Genomic DNA, 23038 nt, shown 5'->3' with positions numbered 1-23038 from the left:
AAAGAAGAAGGCCCGCTCAGCGGGCCTTCCTTTTAACTGTCAGCGCAGCGTCGGCCCCTGGAAGCCCATCCACAACGCAATGCGATCAGCCACGCTGGTACCCAGGCGCTTGGCGAAGCGATCGAACGGCGTGTCTCGCACGGTGAAGTCGACCATCTCCTTCTCGCCAATCACCTCGCGAGCAACGTAACTGGCACTTCCCAGCGCATCGACCAGCCCCAGCTGCAGCGCCTGCTCGCCCGACCAGACCAACCCCGAGAACAGCTCGGGATGCGCATCTGCCTTGAGACGATCACCGCGCCCCTGCTTCACGCTTTCGATGAACTGGCGGTGAGTGGTATCCAGCACCCCTTTCCAGAAGCGGGTTTCCTCTTCCTTCTGCGGCTGGAACGGATCGAGAAACGCCTTGTGCTCACCCGAGGTGTAGACGCGACGCTCGACACCGAGCTTCTCCATGGTTTCGACGAAGCCGAAGCTGGCCGCCGTAACACCGATGGAGCCGACCAGACTGGCCTTGTCCGCGTAGATCTCGTCGGCCGCACTGGCGATGTAGTAGGCCCCGGAAGCGCCTAGATCGGTAATCACCGCGTAGACCTTGATCTGCGGATGCTCGCCGCGCAAGCGGCGAATCTCGTCATAGATATAGCCGGACTGCACCGGACTGCCGCCAGGGCTATTGATACGCAGGATCACACCCTTGGTGTTGGCGTCCTCGAAGGCTGCACGCAGACTGCCTACCACCTTGTCGGCACTGGCCTGCTCCTGATCGGCGATCATCCCGCGAATCTCGATCAGGGCCGTATGCGCACCGGTCGACGCACCCTTCTTCAGATCGAGCGCCGGCAAGAACAGCGCCAACGCCCCGAACAGATAAAGAAACGTCAGCAGCTTGAAGAAAATCCCCCAACGCCGCGAACGACGCTGCTCCTGCACACTGGACAGCAGCGCCTTCTCCAGCAGCTTCCAGCTTTTGGCATCCTCACCCTCGGACTTCGCCGATGACTTCCACTCATCCGACATGTTCACTCACCCCTACAGAACGCTGCGCGCCCCGCCCATCCAGCCAGGCGCGCAGCTCATTGAAATCGTTGATCGCCAGACGCGGCGAACATTCACGCAACACCGACAGCGGCTGCGCACCGAACCCCACGGCAACCGAATCCATCCCGGCATTGCGCGCCATCAGCAGATCGAAGGTAGAATCGCCCACCATCAATGCCCGCTCAGGGTGCACACCGCAATGCGCGAGAATCTCGTGCAGCATACGCGGATCCGGCTTGCTCGCCGTCTCGTCGGCGCAGCGGGTGACATCGAAATAATCCAGCCAGCCCTTGTCCGCCAGCACCCGCTGCAGCCCGTTGCGCCCCTTGCCGGTCGCAACCGCCAGACCATAGCCCTGCTCGCGAAATGCCTCGAGCGACTCCCGCACACCCTCGAACAGCGGCGAAGGCTCGGTTTCCAGAGCCAGATACTGTTCGCTGTAGGCGCGCCGGATGGTTTCGATTCGCAGCGGTTCATCGAGTTCCGGGTACAGCGTACGAATCGCCACTCCCAGCTCCAGCCCAATGATGCCGCGCACCGCGACATCCGTGCAGCGCGGCACGCCCGCCACATCGGCCGCGCGATGCATGGCCTCGACGATACGGCCGATGGAGTCCACCAGCGTGCCGTCCCAGTCGAAGATCAGCAGTTGATAGTCAGGCACTCAGCCGCTCCAGGGTCTTGGCCCACATCTCGTCCACCGGCGCCTCGAGCTTCAGCACGCCGCCCTCAGGCAGCGGCACATGCAACTCGTAGGCGTGCAGGAACAGGCGCTTGCCGCCCAGCTCGCGAATCTCGCGGGTAAAGTCGTCATCGCCGTACTTGGAGTCGCCGGCGATGCAGTGCCCGGCATGCTTGGCGTGCACACGAATCTGATGGGTGCGACCGGTCACCGGCTTGGCCTCGACCAGCGTGGCGAAGTCGCCGAAGCGGCGCAGCACGCGAAACAGCGTCAGCGCCTCCTTGCCCTCGCCGTCAACCTCGACCATGCGCTCGCCGGAGCGCAGGTTACTCTTCTGCAGCGGCGCGTTGACCTGCTTCTTGGCGGTCGCCCAGTGGCCGCGAACCAGCGCCATGTAGCGTTTGTCCACGCCGTCGCCGCGCAATGCCTCGTGCAGGTGACGCAGCATGCTGCGCTTCTTGGCGATCATCAAAAGGCCGGACGTGTCGCGATCCAGGCGGTGCACCAGCTCCAGATCCTTGGCATCGGGACGCAACTGACGGAAGGCCTCGATCACCCCGTAATTCAGGCCGCTGCCGCCGTGCACGGCGATGCCGGCCGGCTTGTTCAGCACGATCAGTGCCTTGTCTTCGTAGACGATGGCCGCCTCGAGCCGCTCGAGCAGCCCCTGGGCGACCGGCTCGGGCTCGTCGCGCTCGGCCAGGCGCAACGGCGGCACGCGCACGATGTCACCGGCCTGCAGCTTGTACTCGGGCTTGATCCGACCCTTGTTCACCCGCACCTCGCCTTTGCGCAGAATGCGGTAAATCAGGGTCTTGGGCACGCCCTTGAGCTGTGTCCTGAGGAAATTGTCGATGCGTTGGCCGGCGAAATCCGGTGCAACCTCGATCAGCTGGACGCCGGAGGTTGGAGAGGCGGGAGTAGTCATCGCGCAATCATAACAATTTTTTATGGAATTGAAGCACTTAATCATTACTGCTATAGTCGCGAACGCCGCCAAAAGCGGCCTGGCTTGTGGATGATCGCCAAACTTGCCATCCCCTGCCCGCGCAAACCTTTTTGGACGTGAGGCCGTCCGACGGATTCTTCGGCTTGGAAAGCCGCAAAAGGCCACGAAGACTTCGGAAATAAAGCCTTGAGTATGATGCGCGATTCGCCCGCTGGGCGGTCGCGGTAACTGACAACCGCTGCGGAATCCGCGCGCGGCACCCGATTTTCAGCGATACGTGTAGGGTGGAGATGTACAACTGTCGGACTGCGCAGCATATCGCTTGATCAAAGACGCCTCATCTCGTCCGCTACCGCCAGTTGATTCCTCCTCCTGACTGAGTGCTTTCTGTCACCACAGCAAGCAGGAGACGTCCGTCGCGACCGCAGCCTCTGATGGCAGGCCGTCGCTCGACAGTGGAACGACTTACGACCGTTTCTGACGCGCCTGACACCGACCCTGAGAGTCGTGTGTGCCTAACGTGGCTTCCGCTAGCCCCGGAACCCATTGGTACCACATGAAAAGAATGCTAATTAACGCGACTCAGCCTGAAGAGTTGCGTGTTGCCCTGGTAGATGGCCAAAAACTCTACGATCTGGACATCGAGTCCGGCGCCCGCGAACAGAAGAAGGCCAATATCTACAAAGGCCGCATCACCCGCGTAGAACCCAGCCTCGAAGCCGCCTTCGTCGACTTCGGCTCAGAACGCCACGGCTTCCTCCCCCTCAAAGAAATCTCCCGCGAATACTTCTCCAAAGCCCCTGAAGGCGGCCGCATCAATATCAAGGACGTGCTCAAGGAAGGCCAGGAAGTCATCGTCCAGGTCGAGAAGGAAGAGCGCGGCAACAAGGGCGCAGCCCTGACCACCTTTATCAGCCTGGCCGGCCGTTACCTGGTGCTGATGCCGAACAACCCGCGTGCCGGTGGCATCTCCCGCCGCATCGAAGGCGAAGAGCGCAACGAACTGCGCGAGGCGCTGAACGGCCTCAACGCTCCGGCCGACATGGGCCTGATCGTGCGCACCGCAGGCCTGGGCCGCTCCAGCGAAGAAATGCAGTGGGACCTTGACTACCTGCTGCAGCTGTGGAGCGCGATCAAGGAAGCCTCCACCAGCCGCCCTGCCCCGTTCCTGATCTACCAGGAATCCAACGTCATCATCCGCGCCATCCGCGACTACCTGCGCCAGGACATCGGCGAAGTGCTGGTCGACAGTGTCGAAGCCCAGGAAGAAGCCCTGAGCTTCATCCAGCAGGTGATGCCGCAGTACGCCAGCAAGATCAAGCTGTACGAAGACAGCGTGCCGCTGTTCAACCGTTTCCAGATCGAAAGCCAGATCGAAACCGCCTTCCAGCGTGAAGTGAAGCTGCCGTCCGGCGGCTCCATCGTCATCGACCCGACCGAAGCCCTGGTTTCCATCGATATCAACTCGGCGCGCGCCACCAAGGGCAGCGACATCGAGGAAACCGCCCTGCAGACCAACCTGGAAGCGGCCGAGGAAATCGCCCGCCAGCTGCGCCTGCGCGACATCGGCGGCCTGATCGTCATCGACTTCATCGACATGACCCCGGCCAAGAACCAGCGCGCCGTCGAAGAGAAGGTGCGTGAAGCCCTGGAAGCCGACCGCGCCCGCGTGCAGGTCGGCCGCATCTCGCGCTTCGGCCTGCTGGAAATGTCCCGTCAGCGCCTGCGCCCGTCCCTGGGCGAGACCAGCGGCATCGTCTGCCCGCGCTGCAACGGCCAAGGCATCATCCGTGACGTCGAATCCCTGTCGCTGGCCATCCTGCGCCTGATCGAAGAAGAAGCGCTGAAGGATCGCACCGCCGAAGTCCGCGCCCAGGTGCCGATCCCGGTCGCCGCCTTCCTGCTCAACGAGAAGCGCAACTCGATCACCAAGATCGAACTGCGTACCCGTGCGCGCATCGTGATCCTGCCCAACGATCACCTGGAAACCCCGCATTTCGAAGTGCAGCGTCTGCGTGACGACAGCCCGGAAGCCCTGAGCGGCCAGACCAGCTACGAAATCGCCGCCACCGCGGAAAACGAAGAAGCTGCCGCTCATCCGGCCGCCGCCACGCGCACCCTGGTTCGCCAGGAAGCCGCGATCAAGGCTGCGCCGCGCAGCAGCGCTCCGGTCGCCGCAGAGCCGCAACCGGCTCCGCTGACTCCGACCAAGGCACCTGAGCCGAGCCTGTTCAAGGGCCTGGTGAAGTCCCTGGTCAGCCTCTTCGCCGGCAAGGAAGAAGAAGCCCAGCCTGCGGTCACCGAGAAGAAGAACAACGAGCGTCCGCCGCGCGAAGAGCGCCGCAACGGTCGTCAGCAGAGCCGTAACCGTGGCGGTCGCCGCGATGACGAGCGCAAGCCCCGCGAAGAACGCGCCCCGCGTGAAGAGCGTCAGGCCCGTGAGCCGCGTGAAGAGCGCCAACCGCGCGAAGAGCGTGCTCCGCGTGAAGAACGCGCCCCACGCGAGCCGCGCGAAGGCCAGGAAAACCGTCGCGAGCGCAAACCGCGCGAAGAGCGTGCCCCGCGTGAAGAGCGCGTACGTGAACTGCGCGAGCCGCTGGATGCTGCTGGCAACGAGCAACGCGAAGAGCGTACCGAGCGTCAGCCGCGTGCCGAGCGCCAGGAACGTCAGCGTCCGCCGCGCGAAGAGCGCCAGCCGCGTGCCGAGCAGGCCGAGGCCCTACAGGACGAAGCGCTGCCGAACGAAGAGCAGCTGCAGGATGACGAGCAGGACAACAATGACGGTGAGCGCCCGCGCCGCCGCTCCCGTGGTCAGCGTCGTCGCAGCAACCGCCGTGAGCGTCAGCGTGATGCCGATGGCAACCTGATCGAGAGCGCCGAGAACAGCGAAGCTGCCGGTAACGACGCTCAGGCCGTCACCCCGGTTGCCGTGGCTACTGCCGCCGCCGTGATTGCAGAAAGCGTCGACAGCAGCGAGAACGTCGCCAGCGAGGCTCCGGTCAGCGAAGCCCCGGCCGTCGAAGCACCGTCTGTTCAGGTTGAAGAAGCCCCTGCTGCTCAACCGGTCGAGGCGCAAGCCGAGGCTGCTGTGAGTGAAGTGGTCGAAGCCGCTCCGATCACAGAGAAAGCAGTTGAGGCAGAACCGGCCGCAGTCGAAACCCCTGCTGCCGTTGAAGCGCTAGTTACCGAACCGGTCGCTCAAGCTGAGCCGACTGTCGAAGTTGCCCAGGAGCCTGCTCCGGCACCGGTCGAGCAAGCACCTGCTGCCGCAGCGGTTCCGGCCAATGCCACTGGCCGCGCCCCGAACGACCCGCGCGAAGTGCGTCGTCGTCAGCGTGAAGCCGAGCGCCTGGCGCGCGAAGCAGCCGAAGCGGCTGCCGCTGCTCCGGCTGTCGAAGCCGCTCCTGCCGTGGAAGCAAGCGCCCCGGCAGAAGCCGAAGCCGCCGTGGTCGAAACAGCGCCTGTAGCCGAGCCGGTCACTGAAGCGCAAGCTGATCCGATCGCCAGCGAGCAAGAGGCGGGCGAAGCGGTAGAGCCGGCGCAGCCTGAGGCTGAGCCGCAAGACGACAAGGAAGAGGTCAAACCTCAGGTTTGATTCTTCCGGCGCTAACGAAAAAGGGGATGCCTAGGCATCCCCTTTTTCATGTCCATCACATTTAGCCCGGATGCAATCCGGGAACGACAGTCACCGGATCACGCACGGCTCACAGCTCAAAGTACGTTGGGTTCGATTTCCAGCGCTACGCCAAAACGCTGCAGGATATCGCTCTGGATGCGCTGCGCCAGCTGCAGCAACTGCGCCCCCGTCGCTTGGCCGTAGTTGACCAGCACCAGCGCCTGCAGGCGGTGCACGCCGGCATCACCCTCGCGCGCCCCCTTCCACCCTGCCCGCTCGATCAGCCAGCCGGCGGCCAGCTTGACCAGACCATCACCCGCCGGATAGCTGACCAGATCGGCATGCTCGGCACGGATGCGCTCGGCCAGCTCGAACGACACCACCGGGTTCTTGAAGAAACTGCCGGCATTGCCCAGCTCGGCGGGATTGGGCAGCTTTTCGCTGCGAATGGCGCAGATGGCCTGGCTGACGTCGCTGGCGGTCGGCGCCTCCACGCCCATCTCGGCGAGACGCTGGCGCACCGGGCCGTAGTCCAGGCGCAGCGAAGCCAGGCGACTCAAGCGAAAGCGCACGCGCAGGATCAGCCAGCGCCCGGCTTCGCGCTTGAACAGGCTGTCGCGATAGGCGAAGGCGCATTCCTCCAGAGCAAAATCGCGCAGCTCGCCGGTATGCCGATCCAGCGCAGTCAGGCCGGCGAACAGATCCTTGATCTCCACACCGTAGGCGCCGATGTTCTGCATCGGCGCCGCGCCGACGGTGCCGGGAATCAGGCTGAGGTTTTCCAGGCCGTTCAGGCCCTGCGCCAGGCTCCACTGCACGAACGGATGCCAGGGCTCGCCGGCTTCGGCCTCCACCAGCACCTGCTCGCCATCCTCTTCGACAATGCGAATGCCGCGACTGGCCATGCGCAGCACCAGCGCCTCGACATCGCGGGTCAGCAGCAGGTTGCTGCCACCGCCGATCACCAGCAGCGGCAAGCCCTGCTGCTCGGCCAGGCTCAGCGCCTCGCGCACATCGTCATCGTTGTGGGCTTCAGCGAAACACTTTGCGTGTACATCGACGCCAAAGCTGTTGAAGGCCTTGAGCGAAACGTCGCTCTGCAGATTCAGGCTCACAGGCGCCCCTTGATCTCGTTGAGCAGGGCGTCGCTGGCCTGCTCGATCAGGTCCAGCACCTGCTCGAAGCCTTCCTCGCCGCCGTAGTACGGGTCGGGCACCTCATCCAGCGCTAGTTCATAACGGCGCAGGTACAGATCCAGATCGGCGCGGGCATCGGCCGGGCGCAGCGCCTTGAGGTTGCGCAAATTGCTCTGATCCATGGCCAGGATCAGGTCGAAGCGCTGGAAATCGGCGGCCTCGACCTGGCGCGCGCGCTGCGCGGACAGATCATAGCCACGGCGCAGCGCCGCCTGGCGCGTGCGACTGTCCGGCGCCTTGCCGACATGCCAGTCGCCGGTGCCGGCGGAATCCACCTGCACCCGGTCGTCCAGCCCTGCCGCACGCAGCTTGTGACGGAAAACGCCTTCAGCCGTGGGCGAACGGCAGATGTTGCCCAGACAAACGAACAGGACCTTCATCAGGCCCCCAGCAGGCGGCGCACCCGCTCCAGGTCTTCGGCGGTATCGACACCGGCGGCCGGTGCTTCTAGGGCATCGGCGACATGGATACGCACACCGTTGTACAGCGCACGCAGCTGCTCCAGGCACTCGGTGTCTTCCAGCCAGCAAGGGCCCCAGGCGACGAAGTCATGCAGGAAGCCCGCGCGGTACGCGTAGATGCCGATATGGCGGCGATAAGGCACGCCGGCCGGCAGCACATCGCGGCTCTTGGCAAAGGCGTCGCGCGCCCAGGCCAGTGGTGCACGGCTGAAGGTCAGGGCCAGACCGCTCTTGTCGGCCACCACCTTGACCACATTGGGATTGAATAGCGCGGTGACGTCTTCGATGGGCTCGGCCAGGGTGGCGATACCGGCCTGCGGGTTGGCCGCCAGATTGGCCGCCACCTGATCGATGATCGATGGGGGAATCAGCGGCTCGTCACCCTGCACGTTGACCACGATGGCATCGGCCGCCAGGCCGAGCTGGGTGGCCACTTCGGCGAGACGGTCGGTGCCGGAGTTATGATCCTCGCGGGTCAGCAGCACCTCGGCGCCGAAGACCTTGCAGGCCTCGACGATGCGCGCATCGTCGGTGGCGACCACCACGCGGCTGGCCGAACTTTTCTTCGCCTGCTCCCAGACGTGCTGCACCATGGGCTTGCCGGCGATGTCCTGCAGCGGTTTGCCGGGCAGGCGGGTGGAGGCGTAACGGGCGGGAATGACGACGGTGAAGGCTGCGCTCATTTACTTGTCCAGACGCTCGTCGGTGGTCAAAGTGCGCGCTTCGCTTTCCAGCATCACCGGGATGCCATCGCGAATCGGATAGGCCACACCGGCACCCCTGCTGATCAGTTCGGTCTTGTCTTCGGAGAGCTGCAGCGGGCCCTTGCAGATCGGGCAGGCGAGAATGTCGAGCAGTTTAAGGTCCATGGTGGAATCCTTGCTGGGGTCATCAGGACCCCGGTATGAGGCGGGCCAGCTCCTTGTCCAGCCAGTCGACGAAAGCCGGCGTGGGCACGGCATCGACGGCCAGGTACCACCAGTCGGCGGCGGCGAAGGCCCGGCATTTCACCGCATCCTTTTCCGTCATCAGCAGGGGCAGCGGCGGCTCGAAGCTGAGCTGGGCGGCATCGTACTGGGCATGGTCGGCAAAGGGGTGCGGAACCGGCCGCCAGTTTAGCGCTTCGAGGGTATTGAAGAAACGCTGCGGGTTGCCGATGCCGGCCACCGCATGCACGGCCTGGCCGGGCGGGAAGTGCTCGAGGCCGAGACGCTCGCCACTGGCCAGGTTGACCAACGCGGACGGTTGCAGGCGAAAGGCGTAACCCTCGGCACTATCGGTGTCGGCGCCGTTGAACAGCACGGCGTCCACCTCAGCCAGACGCTCGGCCGGCTCGCGCAGCGGCCCGGCCGGCAGGCAGCGGCGATTGCCCAGGCCGCGGGCGGCGTCGATCAGCACCAGCTCCAGATCGCGCGCCAAACGGTAGTGCTGCAGGCCATCGTCGCAGAGGATCAGGTCCAGTGGTTCTTCGGCCAGCAGTGCGCGCACGGCGCGGCTGCGGTCCGGGTCGATCATCAGGGGCACGCCCGTCCGCTGGACGATCAGCAGCGGCTCGTCACCGGCCTGTGCGGCCGATTGATCGGCACGCACGCGCCACGGCAGGCTCGGCGGCGTGGCGCCATAGCCGCGGCTGACCACGCCGACCTTGAGGCCACGAGCGCGGCAGTGCTGGATCAGAAAGAGGATCAGCGGCGTCTTGCCGGTGCCGCCGACGGTGATGTTGCCCACCACCAGTACCGGTACCGGCGCCCTGTAGATGTCGCCCTCGCCGGCGAGAAAACGCGCGCGCTTGCCCTGCACCACGCGGCGGTACAGCCACTCCAGCGGGTGCAGCAGCGCCAGCGCCGGGTGGCCGCGGTACCAGGCCTCGAGCAGGCGATCGGCGGCGCTCACTTAAGGATTTTCCTGTGCTTCCACCGTGGTGATGCGCAGGTGCGAGAAGCCCAGCTTGCCGGCGGCGTCCATGGCGGTGATCACCGCCTGGTGCGGCGTCTTGCCGTCGGCGCTGATGATCAGCGGCAGGCTGTTGTCGCCGTCGGACTCCTTCTGCAGGGCAGCCATGAGGTTGCTCAGGTTGCTCTCCAGCAGCGCCTTGCCGTTGACCGAAAACGCGCCATCGGCACCGATCAGCACCTCCACCTGCTTGAGCTCGGTCTGCTCCGGCGGCGTGCCGCTGGCCGCCTCGGGCAGGTCGACCTTGAGCTGAGTCTCGCGGGTGAAGGTGGTGGTGACCACGAAGAACAGCAGCAGGATGAATACCACGTCGATCAACGAGGCCAGGTTGATCTCGACGTTCTCCCGCGGTTTGCGCCGGAATTTCACGCCTTGCCCTCGCCCAGGTCGACGTCGCGATCACCCTGGACCATTTCCACCAGCTTGATCGCTTCCTGCTCCATGCCCACCACCAGCTCGTCGACACGGCGCTGCAGGTAGCGATGGAAGAACAGCGCCGGGATCGCCACCATCAGACCGGCCGCGGTGGTGATCAGAGCCTTGGAGATACCGCCGGCGAGCATTGGCGCGTTGGCCATGCCCGAGCCCATGAAGGAGCTGAAGATCTCGATCATGCCCAGCACGGTGCCGAGCAGGCCGAGCAGCGGGGCGATACCGGCGATGGTGCCGAGGGCATTGAGGTAGCGTTCCAGCTCATGGATGACGCGCGCGGCGGCCTCCTCGATGCACTCCTTCATGATCTCGCGACCATGCTTGGAGTTGGCCAGGCCGGCGGCGAGAATCTGCCCCAGCGGCGAATGCTCGCGCAGCTCCTTGAGCTTCTGGTTGTTGAGTTTCTTGTCCTTGATCCAGCGCCACACCTGGGCCAGCAGATTGGCCGGGGTGACGCGGGCGGGCCGCAGGGTCCACAGGCGCTCGGCGACGATGCCGGCAGCAGCGATGGAACAGAGAATGATCGGCAGCATCATCCAGCCGCCAGCTTTGACCAGTTCCCACACGGTAGAGAATCCCCCTCGAAAAAGTGGCGCCACTCTAGCATAGGGTGCCGCCCTCGCCGACCGCCGCCGTTCTCATTTTTCCCGCCAGAAACGTGCCTGGCTTCGCAACCCCTGCGCTTGTCCCTGGGCGCCCAGCAGCACACGCAGGGCGCCGGTCGCCGAACTGTCGTGCACCTGGACACCGGCGGCCTGATAACGCTGCAGCACCTGGGGGTGCGGATGACCGAAATTGTTATGGCGACCACGGGCGATCAGCACATGCTCGGGCGCCACCGCCTCGATGAAGCGCTGGCTGGATGAGCTGCGACTGCCATGGTGCGGCGCCAGCAACCAGCGCGCCGCCAGGGGGAAATCCGTCTGCAGCAGGGCCTGCTCGGCGCGAGCGTCGATATCGCCGGTCAGCAGCAGGCGCTCGCCCCCGGCCTCGACCAGCAAGACACAGGAGGCCTGATTGCCCGAGACGGCCCGTTCCCACTGCCAGGTTCTGAAGTCGACGCCGTTCCACTGCCAGCTCTGGCCCGAGTCGCAAGGCTCCGACTGCACGCGATGCGCCAGGCGCTGCGGCTCGCCACTGACCACTCGCGCGACCGGCATGCCGGCGAGGATGGCGGCCGCGCCACCGGCATGATCGTTATCGGCGTGACTGAGTAGAAGTATGTCGAGGCGCGGCAGATTCAATGCCCGGAGCGACGGTAGAACGATGCGCTCGCCGCTGTCGAAGTCGCCGAAACGCGGGCCGGCATCGTACAGCAGGGCGTGCTCGCGGGTACGCACCAGCACCGACAGGCCCTGCCCCACGTCCAGCAGCCAGACCTCGGCGTGCCCCTCCTGCGGTGCCGTCGACGGGAGAAACAGGGCCGGCAGCAGCAGCGCCACACCCGGCAAACGCAATGCGATGCCGGCGGGCAGGAGCAGCAGCAACGCGCCAGCCAAGGCCAGCAGCCAAGCCCACAGCGGCAGACGGCTGGGCAACCAGGCCGGCAGCCAATCGGCGATGCGCCCGAGCAATTCGAACAGCACATGCAGCGAGCCACCCGCCAACCACAGCAGGCCCTCGCCCACACCCGGCACGGGCAACAGCAGGGTACCGAGCAAGGCCAGGGGCACCGTCACGAAGCCCACCCAGGGCACGGCAAGCAGATTGGCCAGCGGCCCGCTGCTGCTCACCGGCAAGCCGAGGATCAGCATCATCGGCAGCAGACCGATAGCCATGGTCCATTGCGCACGCGTCAGACCGCGCCACCAGTTCCACACGCCGAGCCGACCGCCGAACACCAGGATCAGCACCGCCACCGCCGAGAACGACAGCCAGAAGCCGGGCTGTAGCGAAGCCAATGGTTCCAGCAGCAGGACGACCAGCAAGGCCAGCAACAGCGGCCACCAGGCGCCGAGATGACGAAAGCGCAGGCGCCAGAGCAGCACCAGCGCGACCATCACGCAGGCCCGGCGTACCGGCACCTCGAAGCCGGCCAGCATGCCGTAGGCCAGCGCGCCAGCAAGCGCCAGGGCGCAGGCGACAGGCAACCAGGGCCAGCGCCGCGGCCAGGCCCCCAACTTCGCCAGCAGGGCCACCAGACCATAGAGAAAGCCCGCCAGCAGGGCGATATGCTGACCGGAGATGACCATCAGATGCACCGTGCCGGTGTGCTGCAGCAGGCGCCAGTCGGCCGTGCTCAAGCCGGAGCCGTCGCCCAGCACGAGCGCCGCCAGCCCACCCTCGCGGCCGAAGGCAGGTGCCGCCAGCAGCCGTTGGCGCAGGCCGTCGCGCCAACTGCCCAGGCCACTGGCGGGCGCCAAGCGTTCACCGGCCTTGATGGTACCGGTGGCGCCGATTCGCCGCGCCAGCAACCAGGCCTCGTAGTCGAAGCTCTGTGGATTGACCAGCCCGTGCGGACGCTTGAGATTGACTGCCAGACGCCAGCGCTCGCCGCCGCGCACTTCCGGTCCGCCATACCAGGCCAGACGCAGCCGCCCAGGCAGCTCGGCGCGACGCGAATGGGCCTCCTCCAGCTGGAAACGCACCACCCCTGCGGAGACCTCCGGCAAGCCGACGACGCGCCCTTCCAGCCACAGGGTGCGGCCGTCCAGCTCTTCGTCAAGACGATCATCCAGCGCCCATTGCGCGGAGCAGCAGGCCCAGGCCAGGCCGAGCAGAAACAGACCGACGGGGTACAGCCGCGAGAACAGCAGCGACAGGCCGAGAATGGCCGCCACGGCCAGCATCCAGCCCGCTGGCAAACCGGGCAGAAAGCGCAGCGTCAACAGGCCCAAGGCCAGCGCCAACATCCCTGTGCGCATCGTCACTCCCTCGCTTGGTGGTCACGGTGAACGCATCCGGCGCTCACCTCCAGTCACAATATGAAAAGGCCGGCTGTCATGAATCCGTGCATAATACGGGCGCTTTTTGCCTGCCCAGAGACTCTTCATGCCGCGTCGTTTATTTAAGCGCTACATGCCCAATCCCGACAGCATCAAGGGTAACAAGTCCCTGCGCTTTCTCGGCAAACTGATCCACGATCCCAATCTCTGGCACCTCAATCGCCACTCGGTAGCCCGCGGCATGGCCATCGGCCTGTTCTGGGCGATGATTCCCATGCCCATGCAGATGCTGGCCGCCGCCGCGGTCGCCATTCCGCTGCGCGCCAATCTGCCGATTTCCATCGGCCTGGTATGGCTGACCAACCCCATCACCATGCCGCCGATCTTCTACTGCACCTACAAGCTCGGCGCCTGGCTGAGCAATACGCCACCGATGCGCATGCCGGGGCATCTGAGCCTGGAATGGATCACGGCCGAACTCGCCGTGCTGTGGAAGCCGCTGCTGCTCGGCTCGTTCGTCGCCGGCGTGGTGCTGGCCATTCTCGGCTACGTGCTGACCATGCTGTACTGGCGCTGGTGGGTACAGCGCAGCTGGCGCAGACGCCAGGAGCGGCGCCGCCAGGTTGGTCACTGAAACAAAAAAGCCGTCGGATTCGACGGCTTTTTCTTTCTACTCGTAACGCAGCGCCTCGGCGGGCTGCACCTGTGCCGCCCGCCAGGAGGGGTACAGCGTGGCGAGGAAACTCAGGATCAACGCCGCCGAGCAGATCAGCGCCACGTCGAGCCATTGCAGGTCCGACGGCAGGCTGCTGATGAAGTAGACGTCGGAGCTCAGCACCTGCTGGCCGGCGAAGGACTCCAGCCAGGCCACCAGCGCGCTGACGTTGAGCGCGGCGAGCACGCCCAGCAAGGTGCCGATAAGCGTACCGACCACGCCGATCACCGTGCCCTGCACCATGAAGATGGCCATGATCTGCCGCGGCGTGGCGCCGAGGGTGCGCAGGATGGCGATATCGCCGCCCTTGTCGGCCACTACCATGATCAGCGTGGCGATGATGTTGAACGCCGCCACGGCGACGATCAGCAGCAGCAGCAGACCGATCATGGTCTTTTCCATCTTCATCGCGCTGAACAGGCTGCCCTGGGTGTGGGTCCAGTCATCGGCGCGATAATCGGCACCCAGCTGAGCCAGCAGCGCCTTGGACACCTGCGGCGCCTGGTACAAGTCTTTGAGCGCCAGGCGAATGCCCGGCACCGTGCCTTCCGGCAGACGCTGCATGGCGGCGGCGTCGACGACGTTGATCAGCGCCAGCGAGCTGTCCAGTTCGGCGCCCACCTTGAATACCGCCGCCACGTTCAGGCGCTGCATGCGCGGGGTGACGCCGCCAGGCGCATTGCTCAGCTCGGGGATGATCAGCGTCAGCTTGTCGCCCACCTGCAGGCCGAAGCGGCGTGCGGTGATGTCGCCGATCACCACGCCATACTCGCCGGGCAGCAGGTTGTTCAGGCTGCCCTGGTGGATGTGCTCGGGCAGGATTGACACCTTGCCCTCCTCCGCCGGATCGATGCCGTGGATCTGGATCGGCTGCATCAGCCCGCGGTGCGAGAGCATGCCCTCCAGCTCGGCGTAGGGCGCCGCGGCGTGCACCTGCGGATTGGCCAGAGCCTTGTCCGCCAGGGCGCGCCAGTCGGCGACCGGCTCGGCACCGTAGAGCATGGCGTGCGGCACCATGCCGAGAATCCGCGAGCTCATTTCCTTCTGGAAGCCGTTCATCACCGACAGCACCACGATCATTGCCAGCACGCCGAGCGCCAGGCCGATCATCGAAGTCAGCGAGATGAAGGAGATGAAATGGTTGCGGCGCTTGGCCCGGGTATAGCGGGCGCCAATGAAGACACTCAGCGGACGGAACATCAGATGGCCACCAGCTTGCCGTCCTGCAGACTGAGCATGCGATCCATCTGCCGTGCCAGCTGCAGGTCATGGGTCACCACCAGGAAGGCGGTGTTGGAGCCCTCACTGAGTTCGCGCATCAGTTCCTGGATGCCCTCGGCGGTGTGTTGATCGAGGTTACCGGTGGGCTCGTCGAGCAGCACCAGACCGGGACGGTTGACCAGGGCGCGGGCGATGGCCACGCGCTGACGCTCGCCACCGGAGAGCTCGGCCGGCTTGTGATTGAGGCGATGGCCCAGGCCCACCCGCTGCAACAGCGCAGTGGCCCGCTCGCGCGCCTCGGCAATCGGCGTCTTGCCGATCAGCAGCGGCATGCAGGCGTTCTCCAGCGCGGTGAATTCGGCCAGCAGGTGGTGGAACTGGTAGACGAAGCCCAGCGCACGGTTGCGCAGCAGGCCACGGGCGCTCTCGCTCAGCGCCGACAGCTGCTCGCCGGCCAGCCAGACGCTGCCCTCGCTGGGCGTATCCAGGCCGCCTAGCATGTTCAAAAGGGTGCTCTTGCCGGAACCGGAGCTGCCGACGATGGCCACTCGCTCGCCGGCGAACAGCTCCAGTTCCAGACCATCGAGCACCACCACCGACTCGGGGCCCTCGTCGTAACGCTTGCTCAGGTTGCGGCAACTGAGCACGGCATTGTGCTGTTTCATGGCGTTCTGGTTCATGGACTCACTCATAGCGCAGGGCCTCGGCTGGCTGGGTGCGCGCGGCGCGCCAGGCCGGATACAGGGTGGCGAAGAAACTCAGCAGCAGCGCCGCGGTACAGACCATCACCACGTCGGCGCTCTGCAGTTGCGAAGGCAGGTAATCGATGAAGTACACATCGGCATTGAGAAACTTGATGCCCAAAAGGCGCTCGATACCGGCGATCAGGCCGCTGATGTTCAGCGCGGCGAGAATTCCCAGCACGGCGCCGATGAAGGTGCCGACCACGCCGATCACGGTGCCCTGCACCATGAAGATGGCCATGATCTGTCGCGGCGTGGCGCCGAGCGTGCGCAGGATGGCGATGTCGCCCTTCTTGTCAGTGACCACCATCACCAGGGTGGAGATGATGTTGAAGGCGGCGACGGCGACGATCAGCAGCAGCAGCAGACCGATCATGGTCTTCTCCATGCGAATGGCCTGATAGAGGTTGCCGTGGCTGCGCGTCCAGTCACGGGCATAGAAGTCGCCATCAAGGGTCTGGGCGATTTCCCAGGCGCTGCGCGGCGCCTGGAACAGGTCGTCGAACTTCAGGCGCAGGCCCTGCACCTGATCCGGCCGCCAGCGCTGCAGCCGGGCCAGATCGCTGATGTTGGCCAGGGCCAGGGCGCCGTCGATCTCGCCGGCACCGACATGGAAGATGCCGGTGACGGTAAAGCGCTTCAGGCGCGGGAACATGCCGGCCGGCGTCACCGTGACTTCCGGGGCGACGAAGGTGACCTTGTCGCCCAGCTTCAGGCCCAGCTTGGCCGCCGCCTTGTCGCCGATGACCATGGCGAAATCGCCAGGCTGCAGGCTGTCGAGGCTGCCTTCCTGAAAGAAGCCGTCGATGATCGATACCTTGCGCTCCTGCTCGGGATCGATGGCGTTGATCAGTACCTTCTGCACCTTGCCTTCATGGGTCAGCAGCCCCTGCATCTGGGTGAAAGGCGCCAGCGCCTCGACGCGAGGATGGCGCTCGACCTGACGCGCCAGGGCGGGCCAGTCGCTGACCGGGGTGGGCGACTCGACGGTGGCGTGAGGAATCATCCCCAGCACGCGGGTACGCATCTCGTGGTCGAAACCGTTCATGACCGACAGCACCAGAATCATCACCATCACCCCCAGGGTGAGGCCGAGCATGGAAGTCAGGGAAATGAAGGAAACGAAGTGGTTTCGGCGCTTGGCCCGCGTGTAGCGCGTGCCGATGAATACGAACAGAGGTCTGAACATGTCGGGGAGGATTCGGAGAAAGAGGAACGTCCTTGTGGCGGGGCCCGGCCGGCAGCCTTACACTCTGACCAACACTGCTGCCATGGGTTCGCCATGTCGACACACGATGTAGATGATCGCCGCGAATACTATCGTATCGACGATACGATAGCACTGGAATTCAGCCTGCTAGCGGGCGCCGAAGCCCATGCCAGCGACGCGCTTCACGACCCTTCGCCGCTGTTCAACTTGCTCAGCGACCTGCACCTGATGGACTTCGAGTCGCAGCATCTGCTGCGCCATATCAGTGAACGCGACCGTACGCTGGCCAACTACCTGAAGGTGATCAACAAGCGCATCGATCTGCTCGGCCAGGCCGTGGCGCAGAGCCTGCTGCGCGACATCGGCGCGCCGCGCCAGGTGTCGCTGTCCGAGGGCGGCATCAGCTTCAACCACGGCCAGGCCGTGGCGCCCGGCAGCCACCTGGCGATCAAGATGGTGCTGATGCCGCAGGCCCTCGGCCTGCTGCTGCGTGCCCAGGTGGTGCATTGCAGCCAGCGCGCCGACGGCCAGTTCGAGATCGGCACCGAGTTCGAAGCGTTGACCGACGCACAGCGCCAGTTGCTGGCTCGGCATATCCTGCAGAAGCAGGCTCTGGAGCGTCGCCAGGCCCGCGCATGACAGTTGCCAAGGAATCGCCATGTATCGTCTCGCCCTGCTACTCGCCCTGCTCGCCCCTGCCTCAGTGCTCGCCGACACCCTGACCATTCCCCTGGGCAGCCAGGGGGCCGATCTCGATAGCCGCAACCTGCCGCACAAGGGCGAGTCCAAGCGTTCGGTACTCGAGCGCTTCGGCCTGGCCGACGAGGAGCACAAGCCAGTCGGTCAGCCACCGATCACGCGCTGGGACTACCGCGAGTTCAGCGTCTATTTCGAATACGATCACGTGATCAACAGCGTGCGCCATCACCGGCCACGCCACCTCGACCCCGTCAAGGAGCAACAGTGACCCTCATCTACGGCCATCGCGGCGCCAAGGGCGAAGCCCCGGAAAACACCCTGGCCAGCTTCCAGCGCTGCCTGGAACACGGCGTCAATCGCTGCGAGCTGGATCTGCATCTGTCGCGCGACGGCGAACTGATGGTGATCCACGACCCGACGCTCAAGCGCACCACCGGCCTGCGCGGCAAGGTGGTCGAGCACGAGGCCGCCGAACTGGTGAAGTACGATGCGCGCAAGGGCGGCCCCGGCTGGGTGCGCCCCTGCCCCATCCCGCGCCTGGAGGAGCTGTTCGAGCAATGCCGCTTCGAGCACTGGCAGCTGGAGGTCAAGAGCGCCTCCAAGGTGCGCGCCGCGCGTACCGTGCTGGCCATCGCCGAACTGGCCGAACGCTTCAGCCTGCGTGAGCAGGTCACCATCACCTCCAGTTCGCGCGAAGTACTCAAGGCCGCGCGCGAGCTGACCCCGCAACTGCAGCTGGGCCTGGTGGCCGAATACGCCTGGCTCGACCCGCTGAAGGTGGCCGCCCATTACGACTGCCACCTGCTCGCCCTGAACTGGACGCTGTGCACCCCGGAGCGCCTGCTCAAGGCGCAGAAACAGGGGCTGCACGTGTCGGTGTGGACGGTCAACGAGCCGGCGCTAATGCGTCGCCTGGCCGACTTCGGTGTCGACAGCATCATCACCGACTTCCCCGGCATAGCGGTGCAGACGCTACGCGGCTGAGCCTTAACACCCTCTCCCCCAGCCCCTCTCCCGCAAGCGGGAGAGGGGAGCAAGCCAGAGCAGCCCGCCGCGTATCCGGGAGCTGGAGCGAGGATATCCCCGGATTGCATCCGGGCTACGAACACAGCACCCAACAACGACAAAACCGGCCAATGGCCGGTTTTGTCCTTTGCTGCCGCCTGAGACGCTAGAAGCTCTCCCGATTCGGCCAGCGCCACTCGGAAGCCACTACCCAGCCTGTCTCCCCGACCGGCTCAGGCCGCCGGCCGGAGCCGCTCAAAAAAGCCGGTTGAGACCGTCGAACGCGGCAACCCGATAGGCCTCGGCCATGGTCGGGTAGTTGAAGGTGGTGTTGATGAAGTACTTGATGCTGTTGGCTTCGCCCTTCTGATTCATGATCGCCTGGCCGATATGCACGATCTCCGAGGCTTGATAGCCGAAGCAGTGCACCCCCAGCACTTCCAGGGTTTCACGGTGGAAGAGAATCTTCAGCATGCCCACCGGTTCGACCGAGATCTGCGCACGGGCCATGCCCTTGAAGAAGGCCTTGCCCACTTCGTAAGGCACCTTGGCCTGAGTCAGTTCACGCTCGGTCTTGCCGATCGAGCTGATCTCCGGAATGGTGTAGATACCGGTCGGCACATCGTCGACGAAACGCCAGCTGCCGTTGTCGACGATGCTGCCGGCGGCCGAACGGCCCTGGTCGGATGCGGCGCTGGCCAGGCTCGGCCAGCCGATCACGTCACCGGCGGCGTAGATGTTGCTCACCTCGGTACGGTAGTGCTCGTCCACCTGGATCTGGCCACGGCTGTTGACCGAAATGCCGATGTTCTCCAGGCCCAGCTGATCGGTATTGCCGGTACGGCCGTTGCACCACAGCAGCGCGTCGGCCTTGATCTTCTTGCCCGACTTCAGGTGCAGGATCACCCCGTTCTCCACCCCCTCGATGCGCTCGTACTCTTCGTTGTGGCGAATCAGCACGTTGTTGTTGCGCAGGTGATAGGAGAGCGCGTCGGAGATTTCCGAGTCGAGGAAGCTGAGCAGCTGGTCGCGGTTGTCGATCAGGTCTACCAGCACGCCCAGACCACTGAAGATCGAGGCGTATTCGCAGCCGATCACCCCGGCGCCGTAGATGATCAGGCGGCGCGGCGTGTGGCCCAGGCTGAGAATGGTGTCGCTGTCGTAGATACGCGGGTGGCGGAAATCGACATCGGCCGGACGATAGGGACGCGAGCCGGTGGCGACGACGACCTGCTTGGCCACCAGCTTCTCCACCACGCCGTTGAGGCAGACCACTTCCACGGTCTGCTCGTCAGCGAAGCTGGCGGTACCGAAGTAGGTGTCGATACGGTTGCGCGCGTAGTAGCCGGTGCGCGAGGTGACCTGCTTGGCGATCACCTTCTCGGCGCTTTTCAGCACATCGGGGAAGGAGAACCAGCGCGGCTCGCCAATCTGGCGGAACATCGGATTGGTGTTGAACTGCATGATCTGCCGCACCGAGTGGCGCAGCGCCTTGGACGGAATGGTACCCAGGTGGGTGCAGTTGCCGCCGACCAGCGGCCGGTTGTCCACCACCGCCACCTTGCGCCCGGCCTTGGCCGCGTTCATCGCCGCGCCCTCGCCCGCCGGGCCGGAGCCCAACACCACCACATCGTAGTTGTAGACCGCCATGTTTACTCCTTCGCATCAGGCCGGGGCACTTGTGCCGCACCCTCGGCGGGGCCGGCACCGCGCGGGCGGGGCCGGCAATCAGTCATACGTGCTTCAGCGCTTGCTTGCGTCGTAGGCCAGGTCGGTGCGCGGCGCATCGGCCTTGTCGCGATTGACCTCTTCGCACTTCTCGCGGCTACCGCCGCAGATCGAGCATTCCTTCTCGATACCCAGGTTGGCGATGCCGCCACAGGAACCTGCGATCGGCTTGCGGCCCATGATCACGCCGACGGCCATCATGCCGACGACCAGTACCATGGCCAGAAAAACTACCAGGAACGTCATTGCTCATCTCCTGCAGCGAATAGCTGCTCGAATGCGGTCGTGCCCTGTGTGACGAAACCCTCGCCCTCACGCGTCACGAAAAACGCCGCGATACCATTGCGCTCGGCGAAGGCCATGCCGGCTTCCGGCCCGAGCACCATCAATAGGGTAGACAAGCCATCGGCACGTAAGGTCGATGGATCGGCCACGGTCACCGCCGCCAGCTTGTGGTTGACCGGCGTGCCGCTCAGCGGGTCGAGCGTATGCGAATAGCGCTGGCCGTTTTCCTCGAAATAGTTGCGGTAATCCCCCGAGGTGGAGATGCCGTAGCCATCGAGTTGCAGGATGCGCTGGGCGACTCGCTGATCGTCGCGCGGCGCTTCCAGGCCGATGCGCCAGTGGCTGCCGTCGGGCTTGAAGCCAGCCGCCTTGAGCTCGCCCGTGGCCTCCACCAGATAACTGGTGACACCCAGCTCACCCAGACGCGCCACGATCAGGTCGACGGCATAGCCGGCGGCGATGCTGTTGAAGTCGACCTGAACGTCGACATCCTTGCACAGCTGCTCGCCCTCGATACGCAGATGCTGCTGACCGACCCGCTGACGCACTTCAGCCAGGCGCTCGGCATCCGGCACCGCCTCGCCCTGCCCCTTGGGCCCGAAGCCCCAGAGGTCGAGCAACGGCTCCAGTGTCAGGTCGAAGTGACCCTGGCTCTCTTCGTGCAGGCGATTGCCGGCACGCACGAGATCCAGCACGCCCCTGGGCATGGCCTGGCAGGTACCCGCTGGCGCACGGTTGAACTGCTCGATCAGCGAGTCGTCGCGATAGGTGGACATCTGCAGATCGATCTCGGCGAGGATCGCCTCGGTCGCGGCCTTGAGTTCGGCTTGCGGCGCGACGCCTTCACTGCGGACGTATTTGATCGAATAGGTGCTGCCCATGGTCGGGCCGCCGAACTCTTCGATCCGCTCAGAATGCAAGCAGCCCGTTAGGGCTGCCGCCAGGGCGACAGCGATAACGGGCTGGAGTACAGCAGACCTCATGCGTTAGCCGCCGAAGTCGTCGAGGAGGATGTTCTCCGGCTCGACGCCCAGGTCGGTGAGCATCTTGATCACGGCGGCGTTCATCATGGGTGGGCCGCACATGTAGAACTCGCAATCTTCCGGAGCCGGGTGGTCCTTCAGGTAGTTCTCGTACAGCACGTTGTGGATGAAGCCCTTGAGACCGGTCCAGTTGTCTTCCGGCTGCGGATCGGACAGCGCCAGGTGCCATTCGAAGTTCGGGTTTTCCGCGGCCAGCTGATCGTACTCTTCGTTGTAGAACGACTCGCGCATGGAGCGCGCGCCGTACCAGAAGCTGATCTTGCGCTTGGACTTCAGACGCTTGAGCTGATCGAAGATGTGCGAACGCATCGGCGCCATGCCGGCACCACCACCGATGAAGACCATCTCGGCGTCGGTGTCCTTGGCGAAGAACTCACCGAAGGGTCCGTACACGGTGATCTTGTCGCCCGGCTTCAGGCTGAACACGTAGGACGACATCTTGCCCGGCGGCAGATCGTCCTTGCCGGGGGGCGGCGAGGCGATACGGATGTTGAACTTCACCAGACCGCGCTCTTCCGGGTAGTTGGCCATGGAATAGGCACGAATCACGGTCTCGTCGACCTTGGACACGTACTTCCACTGGTTGAACTTGTCCCAGTCGCCGCGATACTCCTCCTGGATGTCGAAGTCCTTGTAGTACACGGTGTGCGGCGGGCACTCCAGCTGTACGTAACCACCGGCGCGGAAGTCGACGTTCTCGCCTTCCGGCAGCTTCAGCGTCAGCTCCTTGATGAAGGTGGCGACGTTGGGGTTGGACTGGACGGTGCACTCCCACTTCTTGACGCCGAAGACCTCTTCCGGGACTTCGATCTTCATGTCCTGCTTGACCGGGGTCTGGCAGGACAGGCGCCAGCCTTCGCGGGCCTCGCGCTTGGTGAAGTGCGACTCTTCGGTGGACAGCATCTCGCCGCCGCCGCTTTCGACGATGCACTTGCACTGGGCGCAGGTACCGCCGCCGCCGCAGGCGGAGGACAGGAAGATGTTGTTGTCGGCCAGGGTCTGCAGCAGCTTGCCGCCAGCCGGTACCACGATGGTTTTTTCGCCGTTGATCTCGATGCTCACGTCACCGCTGGACACCAGCTTGGCGCGCGCCGCGAGGATGATCAGCACCAGCGCCAGAACGATGGCGGTGAACATGCCGATGGCGAGGAAGATTTCGTAATTCATCTGTTCA

The 23038-nt window shown here is 64.8% G+C and carries 23 protein-coding genes; 5 read left to right on the top strand and 18 right to left on the bottom strand.

The window, feature by feature from the left end:
* Positions 1–39 precede the first annotated feature (39 nt).
* The 3 genes from sppA to rluC are packed head-to-tail and all read right to left on the bottom strand — an operon-like array spanning position 40 to position 2651.
* Positions 40–1020, bottom strand: coding sequence for a signal peptide peptidase SppA (gene sppA, locus N7333_RS07460; protein WP_003245191.1), 981 nt, complete (start codon positions 1018–1020; stop codon positions 40–42).
* On the bottom strand, positions 1010–1705 hold the full coding sequence (locus tag N7333_RS07455; RefSeq protein ID WP_129481438.1) for an HAD-IA family hydrolase: 696 nt from the start codon (positions 1703–1705) through the stop codon (positions 1010–1012). Before N7333_RS07455 ends, sppA begins: the two co-directional genes overlap by 11 nt.
* Positions 1698–2651, bottom strand: a complete 954-nt coding sequence (gene rluC / locus N7333_RS07450) for a 23S rRNA pseudouridine(955/2504/2580) synthase RluC (protein ID WP_129481439.1) — start codon at positions 2649–2651, stop codon at positions 1698–1700. The genes N7333_RS07455 and rluC overlap by 8 nt, the downstream gene beginning before the upstream one ends.
* A gap of 577 nt (positions 2652–3228) precedes the next feature.
* Here rluC and rne point away from each other — a divergent pair.
* Complete coding sequence (gene rne, locus N7333_RS07445; protein ID WP_129481440.1) at positions 3229–6267, top strand: ribonuclease E; 3039 nt, start codon at positions 3229–3231, stop codon at positions 6265–6267.
* 116 nt (positions 6268–6383) lie between these two features.
* Here rne and murB read toward each other — a convergent pair whose 3' ends face one another.
* The 8 genes from murB to N7333_RS07405 all read right to left on the bottom strand — a co-directional run bounded on the left by murB (position 6384) and on the right by N7333_RS07405 (position 13182).
* Entirely contained in the window at positions 6384–7403 is a 1020-nt protein-coding gene (murB, locus tag N7333_RS07440) for a UDP-N-acetylmuramate dehydrogenase (RefSeq protein ID WP_129481441.1), read from the bottom strand.
* A complete protein-coding gene (locus N7333_RS07435; protein WP_003245200.1) occupies positions 7400–7864 on the bottom strand; it encodes a low molecular weight protein-tyrosine-phosphatase in 465 nt (154 codons plus the stop codon). Before N7333_RS07435 ends, murB begins: the two co-directional genes overlap by 4 nt.
* Positions 7864–8628: a 3-deoxy-manno-octulosonate cytidylyltransferase gene (gene kdsB / locus N7333_RS07430; protein ID WP_129481442.1), complete on the bottom strand. Its 765-nt coding sequence runs from the start codon at positions 8626–8628 to the stop codon at positions 7864–7866. Before kdsB ends, N7333_RS07435 begins: the two co-directional genes overlap by 1 nt.
* The gene (locus N7333_RS07425; protein WP_129481443.1) at positions 8629–8814 is read right to left on the bottom strand and encodes a Trm112 family protein; all 186 of its coding nucleotides are present in this window, start codon (positions 8812–8814) and stop codon (positions 8629–8631) included. It abuts the gene before it with no gap.
* Positions 8815–8836: 22 nt separating this feature from the next.
* Complete coding sequence (lpxK, locus tag N7333_RS07420; protein ID WP_129481444.1) at positions 8837–9838, bottom strand: tetraacyldisaccharide 4'-kinase; 1002 nt, start codon at positions 9836–9838, stop codon at positions 8837–8839.
* Positions 9839–10267 carry a biopolymer transporter ExbD gene (locus tag N7333_RS07415; RefSeq protein ID WP_003245210.1) on the bottom strand — a complete coding sequence of 143 codons (429 nt, stop codon included), beginning with the start codon at positions 10265–10267 and terminating at the stop codon, positions 9839–9841.
* Positions 10264–10896 (bottom strand): MotA/TolQ/ExbB proton channel family protein, encoded by a 633-nt coding sequence (locus N7333_RS07410; RefSeq protein WP_003245211.1) that lies wholly within the window; start codon positions 10894–10896, stop codon positions 10264–10266. The genes N7333_RS07415 and N7333_RS07410 overlap by 4 nt, the downstream gene beginning before the upstream one ends.
* Before the next feature lie 72 nt (positions 10897–10968).
* Complete coding sequence (locus tag N7333_RS07405; RefSeq protein ID WP_129481815.1) at positions 10969–13182, bottom strand: DNA internalization-related competence protein ComEC/Rec2; 2214 nt, start codon at positions 13180–13182, stop codon at positions 10969–10971.
* Between the two features lie 139 nt (positions 13183–13321).
* Between N7333_RS07405 and N7333_RS07400 the strand changes: the two genes are divergently transcribed.
* The gene (locus N7333_RS07400; RefSeq protein WP_129481445.1) at positions 13322–13849 is read left to right on the top strand and encodes a DUF2062 domain-containing protein; all 528 of its coding nucleotides are present in this window, start codon (positions 13322–13324) and stop codon (positions 13847–13849) included.
* A 36-nt stretch (positions 13850–13885) separates the two neighbouring features.
* On the opposite strand, the gene N7333_RS07395 is transcribed toward N7333_RS07400, so the two are convergent.
* From N7333_RS07395 to N7333_RS07385, 3 genes are read right to left on the bottom strand one after another with little or no spacing between them, the layout of a single operon-like run.
* On the bottom strand, positions 13886–15130 hold the full coding sequence (locus N7333_RS07395; protein WP_129481446.1) for a lipoprotein-releasing ABC transporter permease subunit: 1245 nt from the start codon (positions 15128–15130) through the stop codon (positions 13886–13888).
* The gene (gene lolD / locus N7333_RS07390; protein WP_003245217.1) at positions 15130–15831 is read right to left on the bottom strand and encodes a lipoprotein-releasing ABC transporter ATP-binding protein LolD; all 702 of its coding nucleotides are present in this window, start codon (positions 15829–15831) and stop codon (positions 15130–15132) included. Before lolD ends, N7333_RS07395 begins: the two co-directional genes overlap by 1 nt.
* Positions 15832–15835: 4 nt before the next feature.
* Positions 15836–17083: a lipoprotein-releasing ABC transporter permease subunit gene (locus tag N7333_RS07385; RefSeq protein ID WP_003245219.1), complete on the bottom strand. Its 1248-nt coding sequence runs from the start codon at positions 17081–17083 to the stop codon at positions 15836–15838.
* A 93-nt stretch (positions 17084–17176) separates the two neighbouring features.
* On the opposite strand from N7333_RS07385, the gene N7333_RS07380 reads away from it, so the two are divergent.
* Genes N7333_RS07380 through N7333_RS07370 form a run of 3 tightly spaced genes read left to right on the top strand, consistent with a single transcriptional unit; the run spans position 17177 to position 18787 of the window.
* Positions 17177–17743, top strand: a complete 567-nt coding sequence (locus N7333_RS07380) for a PilZ domain-containing protein (RefSeq protein WP_129481447.1) — start codon at positions 17177–17179, stop codon at positions 17741–17743.
* 19 nt (positions 17744–17762) lie between these two features.
* Positions 17763–18071: a hypothetical protein gene (locus N7333_RS07375; RefSeq protein WP_003245222.1), complete on the top strand. Its 309-nt coding sequence runs from the start codon at positions 17763–17765 to the stop codon at positions 18069–18071.
* Positions 18068–18787: a glycerophosphodiester phosphodiesterase gene (locus N7333_RS07370; RefSeq protein ID WP_129481448.1), complete on the top strand. Its 720-nt coding sequence runs from the start codon at positions 18068–18070 to the stop codon at positions 18785–18787. Before N7333_RS07375 ends, N7333_RS07370 begins: the two co-directional genes overlap by 4 nt.
* 276 nt (positions 18788–19063) lie before the next feature.
* Here the strand turns inward: N7333_RS07370 and sthA are convergent, their stop codons facing one another.
* From sthA to nqrF, 4 genes are all read right to left on the bottom strand, one after another.
* A complete protein-coding gene (gene sthA / locus N7333_RS07365) occupies positions 19064–20458 on the bottom strand; it encodes a Si-specific NAD(P)(+) transhydrogenase (RefSeq protein WP_003245225.1) in 1395 nt (464 codons plus the stop codon).
* A 93-nt stretch (positions 20459–20551) separates the two neighbouring features.
* On the bottom strand, positions 20552–20782 hold the full coding sequence (nqrM, locus tag N7333_RS07360; RefSeq protein ID WP_003245227.1) for a (Na+)-NQR maturation NqrM: 231 nt from the start codon (positions 20780–20782) through the stop codon (positions 20552–20554).
* Entirely contained in the window at positions 20779–21702 is a 924-nt protein-coding gene (locus N7333_RS07355) for an FAD:protein FMN transferase (protein WP_003245229.1), read from the bottom strand. Before N7333_RS07355 ends, nqrM begins: the two co-directional genes overlap by 4 nt.
* 105 nt (positions 21703–21807) lie before the next feature.
* A complete protein-coding gene (gene nqrF, locus N7333_RS07350) occupies positions 21808–23031 on the bottom strand; it encodes an NADH:ubiquinone reductase (Na(+)-transporting) subunit F (protein ID WP_003245231.1) in 1224 nt (407 codons plus the stop codon).
* Positions 23032–23038 lie beyond the last annotated feature (7 nt).

The organism is Pseudomonas sp. GD04158, from assembly GCF_029834875.1.
Classification (GTDB): domain Bacteria; phylum Pseudomonadota; class Gammaproteobacteria; order Pseudomonadales; family Pseudomonadaceae; genus Aquipseudomonas; species Aquipseudomonas hydrolytica.
This window is presented reverse-complemented; position numbering and strand designations above follow the sequence as displayed.

Bases quoted from the DNA above. Each gene is read 5' to 3' on its own strand.
- sppA (WP_003245191.1), bottom strand. From the start codon at position 1,020: ATGTCGGATGAGTGGAAGTCATCGGCGAAGTCCGAGGGTGAGGATGCC.
- rluC (WP_129481439.1), bottom strand. From the start codon at position 2,651: ATGACTACTCCCGCCTCTCCAACCTCCGGCGTCCAGCTGATCGAGGTT.
- rne (WP_129481440.1), top strand. From the start codon at position 3,229: ATGAAAAGAATGCTAATTAACGCGACTCAGCCTGAAGAGTTGCGTGTT.
- N7333_RS07435 (WP_003245200.1), bottom strand. From the start codon at position 7,864: ATGAAGGTCCTGTTCGTTTGTCTGGGCAACATCTGCCGTTCGCCCACG.
- kdsB (WP_129481442.1), bottom strand. From the start codon at position 8,628: ATGAGCGCAGCCTTCACCGTCGTCATTCCCGCCCGTTACGCCTCCACC.
- N7333_RS07425 (WP_129481443.1), bottom strand. From the start codon at position 8,814: ATGGACCTTAAACTGCTCGACATTCTCGCCTGCCCGATCTGCAAGGGC.
- N7333_RS07405 (WP_129481815.1), bottom strand. From the start codon at position 13,182: ATGTTGGCGCTGGCCTTGGGCCTGTTGACGCTGCGCTTTCTGCCCGGT.
- N7333_RS07400 (WP_129481445.1), top strand. From the start codon at position 13,322: ATGCCGCGTCGTTTATTTAAGCGCTACATGCCCAATCCCGACAGCATC.
- N7333_RS07395 (WP_129481446.1), bottom strand. From the start codon at position 15,130: ATGTTCCGTCCGCTGAGTGTCTTCATTGGCGCCCGCTATACCCGGGCC.
- lolD (WP_003245217.1), bottom strand. From the start codon at position 15,831: ATGAACCAGAACGCCATGAAACAGCACAATGCCGTGCTCAGTTGCCGC.
- N7333_RS07385 (WP_003245219.1), bottom strand. From the start codon at position 17,083: ATGTTCAGACCTCTGTTCGTATTCATCGGCACGCGCTACACGCGGGCC.
- N7333_RS07380 (WP_129481447.1), top strand. From the start codon at position 17,177: ATGTCGACACACGATGTAGATGATCGCCGCGAATACTATCGTATCGAC.
- N7333_RS07375 (WP_003245222.1), top strand. From the start codon at position 17,763: ATGTATCGTCTCGCCCTGCTACTCGCCCTGCTCGCCCCTGCCTCAGTG.
- sthA (WP_003245225.1), bottom strand. From the start codon at position 20,458: ATGGCGGTCTACAACTACGATGTGGTGGTGTTGGGCTCCGGCCCGGCG.
- nqrM (WP_003245227.1), bottom strand. From the start codon at position 20,782: ATGACGTTCCTGGTAGTTTTTCTGGCCATGGTACTGGTCGTCGGCATG.
- N7333_RS07355 (WP_003245229.1), bottom strand. From the start codon at position 21,702: ATGGGCAGCACCTATTCGATCAAATACGTCCGCAGTGAAGGCGTCGCG.
- nqrF (WP_003245231.1), bottom strand. From the start codon at position 23,031: ATGAATTACGAAATCTTCCTCGCCATCGGCATGTTCACCGCCATCGTT.